12 protein-coding genes are annotated in these 13,501 nt (G+C 70.6%); 10 read left to right on the top strand and 2 right to left on the bottom strand.

Annotated features, from left to right (window positions below):
* Window positions 1–59 precede the first annotated feature (59 nt).
* From mltB to QFW81_RS11585, 8 genes are all read left to right on the top strand, one after another.
* A complete protein-coding gene (gene mltB / locus QFW81_RS11550) occupies window positions 60–1,196 on the top strand; it encodes a lytic murein transglycosylase B (protein WP_280578925.1) in 1,137 nt (378 codons plus the stop codon).
* Entirely contained in the window at window positions 1,193–2,500 is a 1,308-nt protein-coding gene (locus QFW81_RS11555; protein WP_280578926.1) for a septal ring lytic transglycosylase RlpA family protein, read from the top strand. Before mltB ends, QFW81_RS11555 begins: the two co-directional genes overlap by 4 nt.
* Window positions 2,501–2,589: 89 nt before the next feature.
* The gene (locus QFW81_RS11560; protein WP_280578927.1) at window positions 2,590–3,816 is read left to right on the top strand and encodes a D-alanyl-D-alanine carboxypeptidase family protein; all 1,227 of its coding nucleotides are present in this window, start codon (window positions 2,590–2,592) and stop codon (window positions 3,814–3,816) included.
* A 146-nt stretch (window positions 3,817–3,962) separates the two neighbouring features.
* Window positions 3,963–4,925, top strand: a complete 963-nt coding sequence (locus tag QFW81_RS11565; RefSeq protein ID WP_280578928.1) for a CsgG/HfaB family protein — start codon at window positions 3,963–3,965, stop codon at window positions 4,923–4,925.
* A gap of 106 nt (window positions 4,926–5,031) precedes the next feature.
* On the top strand, window positions 5,032–5,310 hold the full coding sequence (locus tag QFW81_RS11570) for a DUF493 family protein (RefSeq protein ID WP_280578929.1): 279 nt from the start codon (window positions 5,032–5,034) through the stop codon (window positions 5,308–5,310).
* 28 nt (window positions 5,311–5,338) lie between these two features.
* The gene (gene lipB / locus QFW81_RS11575) at window positions 5,339–6,070 is read left to right on the top strand and encodes a lipoyl(octanoyl) transferase LipB (RefSeq protein ID WP_425604028.1); all 732 of its coding nucleotides are present in this window, start codon (window positions 5,339–5,341) and stop codon (window positions 6,068–6,070) included.
* Window positions 6,071–6,076: 6 nt separating this feature from the next.
* A complete protein-coding gene (lipA, locus tag QFW81_RS11580; protein WP_280578931.1) occupies window positions 6,077–7,084 on the top strand; it encodes a lipoyl synthase in 1,008 nt (335 codons plus the stop codon).
* 209 nt (window positions 7,085–7,293) lie between these two features.
* Window positions 7,294–9,480, top strand: a complete 2,187-nt coding sequence (locus tag QFW81_RS11585; RefSeq protein ID WP_280578932.1) for a carboxy terminal-processing peptidase — start codon at window positions 7,294–7,296, stop codon at window positions 9,478–9,480.
* A gap of 61 nt (window positions 9,481–9,541) precedes the next feature.
* On the opposite strand, the gene ppa is transcribed toward QFW81_RS11585, so the two are convergent.
* Entirely contained in the window at window positions 9,542–10,084 is a 543-nt protein-coding gene (gene ppa / locus QFW81_RS11590) for an inorganic diphosphatase (RefSeq protein ID WP_280578933.1), read from the bottom strand.
* Window positions 10,085–10,274: 190 nt separating this feature from the next.
* On the opposite strand from ppa, the gene QFW81_RS11595 reads away from it, so the two are divergent.
* Window positions 10,275–11,855: a M91 family zinc metallopeptidase gene (locus QFW81_RS11595; protein WP_280578934.1), complete on the top strand. Its 1,581-nt coding sequence runs from the start codon at window positions 10,275–10,277 to the stop codon at window positions 11,853–11,855.
* A gap of 290 nt (window positions 11,856–12,145) precedes the next feature.
* Window positions 12,146–12,691, top strand: coding sequence for a hypothetical protein (locus QFW81_RS11600; RefSeq protein WP_280578935.1), 546 nt, complete (start codon window positions 12,146–12,148; stop codon window positions 12,689–12,691).
* 20 nt (window positions 12,692–12,711) lie between these two features.
* Here the strand turns inward: QFW81_RS11600 and QFW81_RS11605 are convergent, their stop codons facing one another.
* Window positions 12,712–13,428, bottom strand: coding sequence for a murein L,D-transpeptidase catalytic domain family protein (locus QFW81_RS11605; RefSeq protein WP_280578936.1), 717 nt, complete (start codon window positions 13,426–13,428; stop codon window positions 12,712–12,714).
* Window positions 13,429–13,501: the final 73 nt, after the last annotated feature.

Below are 13,501 nucleotides of genomic sequence, written 5' to 3' on the forward strand. Positions count from 1 at the left end.
CGCTGCGTTCATCGTCGGCGCAGCCTTCGCGCGTGGCCTGCGTGCTAACCTCGCCGCCGATGATCCGACGCCCCGCAGCCGCGCTCTCCGTCCCCCTGCTGTCGTTCGCGCTGTCCGCATGCGCGACGCCGGCCCCGCCGCCTCCGGCAGGTTCCGCGCCCGTTGCGCCCGCACCGGCTTCCGCCGCAGAGGCGCCCGCAGCGCCCGCGCTGCTGCCCAGGGTGCCGCAGCCGCCCGAGCGTCCCGTGGCGCCGCCATCGGTCACCGATCCGGCGCTGCCGCGTGCGCAGCGCATCGACGCATTCGTCGACTACACCGTGCAGACCTACGGCGTCGATGCGGCGCAGGTGCGCGCGGTGCTCGCCCAGGCGCAGACGAAGCAGCCCATCGTCGACGCCATGAACCGCCCGGCCGAGGCCGTGCGCAAGTGGCATGAATACCGGCCCATCTTCATCAACGACGCGCGCGTCGACGGCGGCATCGCGTTCTACCGCCAGCACCGCGACGCGCTCGAACGCGTGTCGGCGCAGACCGGCGTGCCGGCGGAGATGATCGTGGCGATCATCGGCGTGGAAACCAGCTACGGGCGCGTGACCGGCAACTACCGCGTGGTCGACGCGCTCTACACCCTGGCCTTCGACTTTCCCAAGCGCGCCCCGTTCTTCGCCGGCGAACTGGCGCAGCTGTTCGCGCTGAAGAAGGAAGAGCCCCAGCTCGACCTGCTGGCGCTCAAGGGCAGCTACGCCGGCGCGATGGGTCTTGGGCAATTCATGCCCTCGAGCTACCGGCTGTGGGCGAAGGATGGCGACGGCGATGGCCGCCGCGACCTGCTGACCCATCTGCCCGACGTGTTCGCCTCGATCGCGAACTACTTCGTGGTCCACGGCTGGGAGCGCGATGGGCCCGTGGTCGCGCGCGCCGCCCGCGACGCGGGCGCGGCCGATTTCGTGCCGGAGAACTGGGAGCCGGTGTATCCGCTGGCCGACCTCGCCGCGCGCGGCTACCGGCCGCAGCCGGGCCAGCCGGTGGCGGAGGGCGCCACCCTGCTGACGCTCGATGGCGTCGCGGGTAAGGAGTACTGGCTGGCGTACCGCAACTTCTACGTGATCACGCGCTACAACCGCTCCCCGATGTACTCGCTGTCGGTGCACCAGCTGGCGCAGGCGATCCGGACCGGGGTCGGATCCGGGCGATGAGGCGGCTGCTGCCGCTGCTGGTCCTGGCCCTGCTGGCGGGTTGCGCCGGTACGGCGAAGAAACCTTCCACCACGGGAGGCGCGGGCCGCGTCGCGCCGCCGGTTGCGACCGGGCCAGCGCCGGACTGCACCGGCTTCAAACCCTATCCGCGCGCGCAGGAGGATCCGTCCACCCGCGGCGATTACGTCGGAGGCGGTCTCTACAAGCCCGGCGTGCGCGACAGCACGCCCGACTACCTGCCCAACGTCGCCTGCATCCCGGAACCGGTGGTGGTGCACGAGCCGCGATCGGCCTACGGCAACCGCTCGCCGTACCAGGTGCTCGGCAAGTCGTACAGGGTGATGGAGTCGACCGACGGGTTCGTCGAGACCGGGCTGGCCTCCTACTACGGCAACAAGTTCCACGGCCGCCGCACCTCCAACCACGAGGTGTACGACATGTACGCCTTCACCGCCGCGCACAAGTCGCTGCCGCTGCCCAGCTACGCGCGCGTGACCAACCTCGACAACGGACGCTCGGTGGTGGTGCGGGTGAACGACCGTGGGCCGTTCCACGACGGGCGCGTGATCGACCTGAGCTACGCCGCCGCGGTGAAGCTCGACATCCAGCGTCGCGGCACGGGCCGGGTCGAAGTGCGGGCATTGCGCCCGGGCGAGACCGACACCCTGCAGGCCGCCGTTGCCCCGGCGCCCGCGGTGCCCAGCGCGATGGACGCCCTGGTCGGGCGCTTGCCGGCCGGCGCGGCATCGGCCACAGCCGCGCCGGTGCCCGCCCCCGTGCGTTCCGCGACGACACCCGCCGAAGGTCCCGCGAGGCTCGCCGACCATCCGGGGTACGGCCGCGAGGAGGACCGCTTCCGCCTGGTCGCCGCCGATGGCCGGATCAGGAGCGCCGACGAATTCGACGCCTGGATGCGCGCGCGTCAGGCGCGACTGGATGCCGCGGCGGGCGCCCCCATTGCAAGCGCCGCCGCGACTCCCGCCACATCTCCCGGCGCCACGCCTTCGCCGGCGCCTGCGCAACCGGCGCCGACCCGGGTTGCCGCATCCGCATCCGCCGCCGCAGGGAGCAGCGACGCAGTGACCCTGCAGGTCGGCGTGTTCTCGGTGCGCGACAACGCCGAGCGCGCGCTCGCCACGCTGCGCGGGGCCGGCATCGCGACGGCGACGATGCAGGACGTGGCCAGGGCCGGCCGCACGCTGTGGCGGGTGCGCGTGGGGCCGGTCGCCGATGCCGGGGCGGCCGAGCTGGCCGCGCGGGTCTCGGGCCTGGGCCTGGGCATGCCGCAGTTCGTACGCGAGTAGACTTTTTCATTCCGCCCGCGCCGCCATCCGGCGCGGCGACCATGTTTCGCCCGGCCAGGGATGACCGGACCACCGGAGTACCGTGTTCGATGAAATCCGTTGCAGTCTTCCGCCGCCTCGCCGTGGCCGCGCTTGCCACCTTCGCCGTCGGGTTCGCGCTCGCGCAGGACGCGCCGCGCCCCGCGCCCGCGCAGGCGGCGCCCGCCGCCGCGCTGAGCGACAACCTGCCCACGCCGCCGCCGCCTTCGGTGACCGGCTCGGCGTGGCTGCTGATGGATTACGCGAGCGGCCAGGTCCTGGCCGGGGAGAATATCGACGAGCGGGTGGAGCCGGCGAGCATCACCAAGGTGCTGACCAGCTACGTGATCGCGGCCGAGCTGAAGGCCGGCAAGGTCAAGGTCGACGACCAGGTGATGATGACCGAGAACGCCTGGCGCAAGGGCGGGGCGGGCACCGACGGCAGCTACAGCGGGTTCCCGGTCAACCAGACCGCGCCGCTGCTGGAGATGGAGAAAGGCATGGTGGTGCAGTCGGGCAACGATGCCGCGATCGCCCTGGCCGAGCACGTCGCCGGCAGCGAGGAGGCCTTCGCCGCATTGATGAATGCCTATGCCCAGCGTATCGGGATGAAGAACTCCAACTTCGTCAACGCACACGGCCTGTCCGAGCCCGAGCACTATTCCACCCCGCGCGACCTGGCCCTGCTGGGCCGCGCGATGGTGCGCGACTTCCCCGAGGAGTACGCGTACAACAAGATCAGGGAATTCACCGTCGGCCCGATCACCCAGCGCAACCGCAACCTGCTGCTGTGGCGCGACCCGAGCGTCGACGGCATCAAGACCGGCCACCATTCCGGCGCCGGCTACTGCCTGATGGCCTCGGCCAGGCGTGGCGACCAGCGCCTGATCTCGGTGGTGATGGGCTCGACCGGCGAAGCGCAGCGCGCGACCGATTCGCTGGCGCTGCTCAACTGGGGTTTCCGCTTCCACGAGACCCACCGCGTGTACGACGCGGGCAAGGCGATCTCGACCCAGAAGGTGTGGAAGGGCCGGGCCGATGAAGTGCAGCTCGGCGTCGCCGCGCCGGTACTGGTGAGCCTGCCCCGCGGCAAGTACGACCAGCTCAAGCCCTCGATGGACGTGCCCGAGACGCTGGTCGCGCCGATCACCAAGGGCCAGGCGATCGGCAAGGTGCGCATCACCCTCGACGGCAAGGTGGTGGCCGAGCGGCCGCTGGTGGCATTGCAGGCGGTCGAGGAAGCGGGCTTCTTCAAGCGCCTGTGGCACGAATTCCTGATGTGGTGGAACGCCGACTGAGGACGTTGGCCGGGCCCTCGTCCCGATCGCGTTTTTGCTAGGATCCGCCGTGCGGCCGCGACGCGGGAGTGCGTCACGGCCGGCTAGGGGGTGGGCGCGCAACGCGCCCGGCATATCCATTTTCAGGAAGAATCGAGGGGTACTACATGTCCGGATCCACTGGCAGGCGCGCGCTCATGCTCGCGCTCTCGGCGGTCACGATGGTCGCTGCCGCAACACCGGCGCTGGCCCAGCGCCAGAGCGCGCAGGAGCGGCGCCAGGAACAGGTGGCGCAGATTCCCACCTGCGCCCAGCCGCTGGGCGCGATCTCGGTGCTCGAACCCGAGGACGGCGTGCACTGGTGGACGGGGCAGCAGTTGCCCGCGCCGTCGCGGCTGATCAAGGTGTTCGTGAACAAGTCGCGCTGCTTCACCCTGGTCGACCGCGGCGCCGGCCTGGACGCGGCGATGCGCGAACGCGACCTCGGCGCCGACGGCGAGCTGCGGGTGCGCTCGAACGTGGGCAAGGGTCAGATCAAGGCGGCCGACTACGTGATGGTCCCGGACCTGATCGGCGCCAACAACAACTCCGGCGGCAATGCCGTGGGCGGGCTGCTGGGTGGCCTGATCGGCGGCCGCGCGGGCGCGCTCGTGGGCGGACTGAACTTCAAGAGCAAGACCGCCGACGTCGTGCTCACGGTCACCGACGTGCGCTCGTCCGAGCAGCTGGCGATGGCCGAAGGCCACGCCAAGAAGACCGACATCGGCTGGGGTGCCGGCGGTGGGCTGTTCGGCGGCAGCGGCCTCGGCGCCGCGGGCGTGGGCGGCTATGCCAATACCGAACTGGGCCAGGTGATCACGCTGGCCTACCTGCAGGCCTATACCGACTTGGTCGCGCAGCTGGGCGGCCTGCCGGACAACGCCTCGGCCGCGAACGCGCAGCAGGCGGTCACCGTGACCAAGCCGGCGCGCCTGTTCACGGGGCCGGACGGCAAGGGCGTGGTGCGCTCGCTGGACGTGGGGATGATGCTCTACCCCACGGGAGCGAAGGAAGGAATGATGTGGGAGGTCGAAGACGAGCTCGGGAACAAGGGCTGGGTGTCCTCGACCCTGCTGGAACTGTCGCGCTGAGTCCTGCGACAGGTGCCCGAACGTCGCGAAGGCCGCCCACGGGCGGCCTTTTGCGTTCCGCCGGCGGTGGTTTGGGTTCCGCGCCCGCAGCCCCATAATCGGTCTCATGGAAATCAAGTCCGACAACCCAGATCACGGCTTCCAGTTCCCGGGCACGTTCGAGATCACCGCGATGGGGGCCGCCAACATCGGCCTCGAGAGCGAGATCCCGCGCCTGCTCACCGAGGCCGGCCTTACGGTGCTGGAAGAGAGCATTGCCTGGCGCGAGTCCACCGGTGGCCGCTACGTCTCGGTGAAGCTGAGTTTCCGTGCCGAGGACCGCGCCCAGTACGAGGCCGCGCACACCGCCCTGCGCGGGCACCCGGAAGTGAAGTGGACGCTGTAGGACGTCCGCTGTACCGGGCGAGCCGGTGATGAGCGGGCTCGCGGCCGGGTGCGACAGGTCGGCGGATCGGCCCGTCGCGACCGTGCACCCGCACGGTTTGGTCCGCGACCTCGGGCGCCAGCCCTACGAACCGGTCTGGCGCGCCATGCAGCGCTTCACCGACGGGCGTGGCGACGACACACTCGACGAGTTGTGGGTGGTCGAGCACGATCCCGTGTTCACGCTCGGCCAGGCCGGCAAGCCGGAGCACGTGCTGATGCCCGGCGACATCCCGGTGCTGCACGTCGACCGGGGCGGCCAGGTGACCTACCACGGGCCGGGACAGCTGGTGGTGTACCCGCTGCTCGACATCAAGCGCCTGAAGCTGGGCGTGCGCGACTATGTCTGCCGCATCGAGCAGGCGGTGATCGACACGCTCGCGGAGTGGAACATCGTCGGCGCACGCCGCGTCGGGGCCCCCGGGGTTTACGTGGGCGAGGCGAAGATCGCCGCGCTCGGCATCCGCGTCCGCCACGGGCGCACCTTCCACGGGCTGGCGTTCAACATCGCCATGGACACCCGGCCGTTCCGGCGCATCAATCCCTGCGGCTACGCCGGGCTGCAGGTGGTGTCGATGCTAGACTTGGGTGGTCCGTCCGGCCCCGACGCGGTGAAGCCCGTGCTGCTGGACGCGCTGGCCCGCCAGTTCGGGCTGGCCCTGCAGCCGGCGCCGCCGCCCGGGCTGGCCGCCGTCCCTCCCTCCGCGCCGCAAGCCGCCTGAGACCCCATGTCCGAATCCAGCCCGCGTTCCATCCCGCTGCAGGTCGTCCAGGCCGGCGCCCAGGCGTCGCTGGAGACCGGCGCCAAGCAGCTGGCGGGCGACAAGATCGCGCGTTCGCCGGTCGAGTTCGTCGACGCGCCGGTGCTGCGCAAGCCGTCCTGGATCCGGGTGCGGATCCCCTCCAACGGCGCCGTGGCGGCGCTCAAATCCAAGCTCCGCGCGAACCGCCTGGTCACCGTGTGCGAGGAGGCCAGCTGCCCGAACATCCACGAATGTTTCGGCCACGGCACCGCGACCTTCATGATCCTCGGCGAGGTCTGCACCCGCCGTTGCAGTTTCTGCGACGTGGCCCACGGCCGGCCCAAGCCGCCGGACGCGTCCGAGCCGCTGCACCTGGCGCAGACGATCGCGGACATGGGGCTCAAGTACGTGGTGATCACCTCGGTCGACCGCGACGACCTGCGCGACGGCGGCGCCCAGCACTTCGTCGACTGCATCCGCGAGGTACGCGCGCATGCGCCCGGCATCCGGATCGAGATCCTGACCCCCGACTTCCGCGGCCGCGGCCGGATGGAGCGCGCGCTGGAGATCCTCGCCGCCGATCCGCCGGACGTGTTCAACCACAACGTCGAAACCGTGCCCGAGCTGTACCGCAACGTGCGTCCCGGCGCGGACTACCAGTGGTCGCTGACCCTGCTGCAGAAGTTCAAGGCGCAGCATCCTGGCGTGCCGACCAAGTCCGGGATCATGCTCGGCCTGGGCGAGACCATGGAGCAGGTGCAGGGCACGCTGCGGGACCTGCGGGCGCACGACGTCGAGATGGTCACCATCGGGCAATACCTGCAGCCCAGCGCCCATCACCACCCGGTGCTGCGCTACTGGACGCCGGACGAGTTCAAGGCGCTGGAGGACTACGGCATGTCCCTGGGCTTCAGCCATGTCGCCTCGGGCCCGCTGGTGCGCTCGTCCTACCATGCCGACCGCCAGGCCATGGAAGCGGGCGTCGCCGCCTGAACCGCGCGCCTGCTGCCCCGGCCGTGCGGGGCAGGGCGCGGATCGGCGGATCTGCGCGGGCAGCGACCGGTCGCACGGCGTTCACACCACCTGCCCCGCGCCTCGCTAGAGTGGGGCGGACCCTGCAACTTTAAGCACTGGTGCGGGGTCGAACCCCGGCGGCACAGTGGATGCGTCGCTCCCTTGGCCGTTCTCCAGGATCGTTTCCGATGAAATTCACCCGCCTCGTCGCCGTGCCGCTGATCGCCCTGGCGCTGACCGTGCCGCTGGGCCTGATGGCCCAGGCCGACGGCGACGCATTGCCGGGTGCGCCCAGCGCCGAGCAGGTCACCACCTCGAAGCTGGTGTATGGCCTGCTGTCCGACAGCCGCTACGCCTACCGGCCCCGGCCGCTCGACGCGACGATGTCGAGCGAGATCTTCGACCACTACCTCGAGGCGCTCGATGGCGGCAAGCTGTTCTTCACCGCCGGCGACGTCGACCGCTTCCGCGCCTACGAGAAGGGCATGGGCGAGTCGGTGCGCAGCGGCAACCTCGAACCGGCGTACACCATCTTCGCGCTCTACAAGCAGCGCGTCGCGGATCGCGTCGCCTACGCACGCGGGCTGCTCGAGCAGGACATGTTCGATTTCACCGGCGACGACCGCTGGGAGTACGACCGCGAGGACGCCGCGTGGGCCGCCGATGCCGCCGCGCTGGATGCGCTGTGGAAGCAGTCGGTGCGCAACGACTGGCTGCGTCTCAAGCTCGCCGGCAAGCAGCCCGACGAGATCCGCAAGACCCTCGACCGCCGCTACCTCAACCTCGCCAACAGCGTGGCGGCGCTGGACCAGGAGGATGCGTTCCAGTCCTTCCTCAACGCCTATACGTCGACCGTCGATCCGCACACCGACTACATGAATCCGCGGACGGCCAAGCTGTTCACCCAGAGCATGTCGCTGTCGCTGGAAGGCATCGGTGCACAGCTGCAGAAGCAGGACGACGTGGTGGTGATCCGCGAACTGATCGCGGGCGGGCCGGCCGCGATCAGCGGCAAGTTCAAGCCCGGCGATCGCATCGTCGGCGTCGGCCAGGGTGCCAGTGGTGCCATGGAGGACGTGGTCGGCTGGCGGCTGGACGACGTGGTCGAGAAGATCAAGGGTCCGAAGGACACCCAGGTGCGCCTGGACGTGGTGCCCGGCGAAGCGACGCTCGACAGCAAGCCGGTGCGCATCGTGTTGACGCGCGCGCGGGTGAAGCTGGAGGAGCAGGCTGCGAAGTCCGAGATCATCACCCTGCCGGCGCCGGCCAGCGGCGGAGCCGACAAGCGCATCGGCGTGATCAAGCTGCCGGCGTTCTACCAGGATTTCGAAGGCCGTCGTACCCGCAACGGCGAATACACGTCAGCCACCCGCGACGTGTCCCGCCTGCTGGAGCAGTTCCGCACCGACGGCGTCGACGGCGTGGTGCTGGACCTGCGCAACAACGGCGGCGGCTCGCTCAACGAGGCGATCGAACTCACCGGCCTGTTCATCGACAAGGGTCCGGTGGTGCAGGTGCGCGAGTCTGGCGGGCGCGTGAGCGTGGAAGGCGACCGCACCCCCGGCGTGAGCTGGGACGGCCCGCTGGCGGTGCTGATCAACCGCAGTTCGGCCTCGGCCTCGGAGATCTTCGCCGGCGCCATCCAGGACTACGGCCGCGGCCTGGTCATCGGCGAGACCTCGTTCGGCAAGGGCACGGTGCAGAACATCGTGCCGCTGGACCGCTGGCCCGCCAACGAAGGCGACCGCTACGGCCACGTCAAGCTCACCATCGCCCAGTTCTTCCTGCCCGGCGGCAGCAGCACCCAGAACAAGGGCGTCGTCCCCGACATCGCGTTCCCGGTGACGGTGGATGCGAGCGAGTTCGGCGAGAGCACCTACGACAACGCGCTCGAGTGGCGCCAGATCGCGGCCGTTCCGCACCAGCGCTATGGCGATTTCTCGCCCCTGCTGCCCCGGCTCGAAGCCCTGCACGCCGCGCGCGTGAAGCAGGACAAGGAGTTCCAGTGGTGGACGGCCGACGTGGCCGAGTTCCGCGCCGAGCGCGAGAAGAGCTACGTTTCGCTCAACGAGGCCGAGCGCCGCGCCGAGCGCGACCGCGATGCCGCCAAGCGTGAGCGTCGTCAGGAGCAGCGCAAGGCGCTTGGCTTGGCGCTGGACCCGCTGGCCGATACCAAGGACGACGGCCTGCAGGCCAGCGAGCGCAACATCGCCGAAGACGCCGCGCGCGAAAAGGCCGCCGAGAAGCGCCCCGATCCGCTGCTGCGAGAGTCGGCGGCCATCCTCGCCGACGCCGTGCGCCTGCTCAACAGCGACCGCCAGCTGTCGGCCCAGGTGTTGCCGGAGTCGACGGTGCCGGGAGTGTGGGCGCAGTAGTGACGGGCCGAGGCCGGCCCGGCGGAAGCGGCGCCTGGACTGATGCCAGGCGTCGCGCGCGTCAGCCCTGGGCCTTCTGCGCGTTGTGGCGCTCGATCGCGTAGACCAGGATCTTCTTCGCCTCTTCGGCGTTGCCCCAGCCCTCCAGCTTGACCCACTTGCCCTTCTCGAGATCCTTGTAGTGCTCGAAGAAGTGGCCGATGCGCTCGAGCCAGTGGGTGCTCACCTGGTCGATGTTCTCGACGTGGGCATAGCCCTGGAACACCTTGGTCACCGGCACCGCCAGCAGCTTCTCGTCGCTGCCGGCCTCGTCGGTCATCTTCAGCACGCCGACCGGGCGGCAGCGGATCACCGACCCGGGCACCAGCGGCAGCGGCAGCACCACCAGTACGTCGGCCGGATCGCCGTCGCCGCACAGCGTGTGCGGCACGTAGCCGTAGTTGCAGGGGTAGCGCATCGGCGTGGACAGCACGCGGTCGACGAAGATCGCGCCGCTCTCCTTGTCGACCTCGTACTTGACCGGCTCGGCGTCCTTCGGGATCTCGATGATGACGTTGATTTCGTCGGGCGGATTCTTCCCGGTGGAGACGTGGTCGAGACCCATGTGGCGAGAACTCCGGCGGCGCGGGCAGGGCCCGCAGATCAGGGAGCGGCATTCTACGCGAGCCAATGCTGCATTGCAGAACGCGCGCCCAGCCGCCCCAGGGTTTGCCCCAGGCAGGGTACGCCCCAGCTTCCTGACCTCCATACGCCATCGTATACATGTCCCACCTCGCTTCCACGGGATCCTTGCGATGTCGATCCAGACCGATGCCGGCCGCCTTTCCGATGCCACTCCTGTCCGCACCGACGGCTACTGGGACGATCCCGCGGCGGAGAGCCGCCTGGCCTCGGCCGCCGACCTCGACCGCAACCCGGTCGCCCCCGACACGGTCGACGCCCCGCCGGTGGTCTCCCTGCTGCCGCGCCTGGCGGTCACGGAGATCGACGGCAACCAGAGCAACCCCGACGGGCGCACCGTCGGACAGACGCCGGACGGCAAGGACATCCAGGTAGATCCGCTGCACCGGGACCAGACCGTGTCGATCGCCCGCGAACGCACGCTGGCGGAGGCCGGGCTCGGCCAGACCTATGTCAGTTCCGATCAGCTGGTGCTCAGCACCGGCGGCGCCAGCGACCGCATCGGCGTGAGCCAGCGCGACGACGGCACCCTCGACGTGCAGGTCAACGGCCAGTCCTACGCCCTGCGCGTCGCCGACGGCCAGGAGCTGACCATCCGCACCGGCGCCGGCGACGACGTGATCGAGGTGGCCTCGAACGTGACCGTCAATATCGTCGCCGAAGGCGGCGAGGGCGAGGACACGATCGACATCGCCGGCAGCGGCGACAACCGTATCGACGGCGGTGATGGCGACGACACCATCACCCTGTCGGGCAGCGGCCGCAACGACGTGTTCGGTGGCAATGGCGCGGACGAGATCCAGGGCGGCAGCGGCGTCGACGTGATCTACGGCGGCGACGGCGACGACCGCATCGACGGCGGCGCTGGCCGCAACTACCTCGAGGGCGGTGCGGGTGCCGACACCATCCGCAGCCGCGGCACCGGCGACATGGTGTCCGGCGGTCTCGGCGACGACACCCTGCACGCCGCACCCGGCGCCAGCGCGATCTACGCCGGGGCCGGCCGCGACACCATCGAAGGTGCAGGCAACGCCACCACCGTGTACGCGCAGGCGGTCGACGTGGTGAACGCCGCGACCGGCGCGCGTCCGACCGTGATCAACGTCGAGATCGATCCGCAGGTGGGCAGCAGCGTCACGGTCGAGGGCTCGGATGCGTTCGTGCAGCGCGTGCAGGCCGACATCGAGTTCCTGCGCGGCTCGCCGAACGGCCAGCGGATGCTGGCCGAGTTCGACCAGACCGCCGAGGCCCGCGGCAACTCGGTGACGATCAAGGAGCTGTCGAACGAACACAACGGATTCGCCATGCCCGCCGAGGACGGCGTGACCTGGGCCGACGTGCAGATCACCAACGGCCGCGCCGGTCCGGGCGTGGAGACCGACATCCGCTACAACCCGTCGTTCCACATGGACGCGTTCCCGGCGCCGGTGGTCGTGCTGTATCACGAGATGTCGCACGCCTACAACTTCGCCAACGGCACCCTGCAGCCGGGCAACTACAACGGTCCGGATGTCGTCGACCGCGGCATTTCCAATTCCGAGCGACAGGCCGTGGGTCTGGAGACCACCGCCGCGCCCTTCGACTTCGATGGCGATCCCGCCACGCCGCCCACCACCGCCAATCCCGACCACCTGACCGAGAACGGCCTGCGCGGCGAACTCGGCCTGCCGGATCGACCCAGCTACGCCTTGTGACCGGGGCAGGGAGCCGCGGCCACACGCTCCACGGATGGAGTGACGGGCAGTTCGCGCTTGGCGCGGGCTGCCCGTCTTTTATGGCCAGCCCGGCCGTCGGCAATCGCACCTCCCGCCGATTCTTGACCTATGCCGTGCAGACCCCGGACGTGGCGCATGCCACGGTCGCACGCGCGCTGCCGGGAACCGGACGTTTCGCGGTGCTGGCCGCCCTGTGCGTCGCGATGTGCGCGCCGGCGCTCGCCGACAATACGCGCGCGCCGTCCAGACCTGCCCCGGAGGCTGCATCCATGTCCCATCGCGACGCAACGGCGGCCACGCAGGTCGATGACGAGGGCGCGCGCCTGTCGGTCCAGCTGACGCTGTTGGCTGCCGACACCGTCGAGATCCGCTACCGGCTGCACAACGACGGCGCCGTCCCGCTGCTGGTGTTCGATCGTGGCGACCGCCGCGCCGTGCTCACCGGACGGCAGGCCGCCGGCGCAATCGGTACGCCGACGTTCGAGCACGCGGGCGATGGCGACGTCACCCTCCGGCATGCGGCGCGTTCGCTGCCCGACTCGCCCACCGGCCCGACCCTGCCCGCGACTCCGCTCGCGCGGCGACTGGATGCGGGCGACGCGCTAGAGGGGACGTTCCGGTTCCAGATTCCGGGAGCGTCGCCGCGACGGCTGCGCTGGTGCCTGGGGGTCGCGCCGTTGGCCGATGAGGACGGTCTGCTGCCCGATGGCGAGTCGGCCGGTCTGTGGCGCGCAGGCGCCGCTGCGGTGGCCCGCCAGCGCCTGCTGTGCACGCCGTGGTTCGAGGTCTCGACGGCGCGGTTCGAAGACCGCTGACCCGGCCCTGTCGCGCGCGCTCAGGGCGTGCCGGCAGCCGTGTCCGCGGCCGCGCCCGCCGCGCAGTCGTCCGCCAGCAGCCGTGAGCGCTGCAGCCAGGCGGGATCGGGGTAGTAGGCGAAGACCAGGGAGCCGCCGCGGATGCGGTCGATCAGTTCGCGCGCCACCGCCGGGCGCACCGCCGGACAGCCGAGGCTGCGCCCGAGCCGGCCCTGCGCGCGCGCGATCCCGTCGTCGACGTAGGGCGCGCCGTGGATCACGATCGCGCGCTCGCGTGCCAGGTCGTTGAAGCCGGGCTCGAGCCCGTCCAGGCGCAGCGAGTAGCCGTTGATGCCCACGTAGGATTCGCCGGTGCGGAACACGCCCAGGCTCGACATGTGGCTGCCCGAGCGGTTCGAGAAGCGGGTGGACAGGTTGTCGCCGGTCCCGCGGCCATGCGCGACCAGCTCGCGGTAGAGCAGGCGTTCCCGTTCCAGGTCGAACACCCACAAGCGGGGCTCGGTCGACGGCAGCGAGTAATCGATCACGCTCAGGGTCGCCGGGCGGCTCGCGTCCGGATCTTGCATCGCGCACGCCAGCGCGCGGGTGGCGAGCGAGAGCACCTCGCGGTCGAGCGTGGGGGCGGCGCGCGCCAGGCGCTCGACGCTGGGCGCCGCGGCGCGCGCGGCAGGCACTGAGGCCAGCGCCAGCGCGGCAACCAGCGCGAGGACCAGGGGCAGGCAACGGGGCAGGGACATGGTCGCGGCAGGATAGCAGCGGGGCCAGGGCCGGCCTGAACGCGGCCGCCGCGCGCCGCACAGCCGCGGGACG

It is taken from the genome of Luteimonas kalidii (genome assembly GCF_029887935.1).
Classification (GTDB): Bacteria; Pseudomonadota; Gammaproteobacteria; order Xanthomonadales; family Xanthomonadaceae; genus Luteimonas; species Luteimonas kalidii.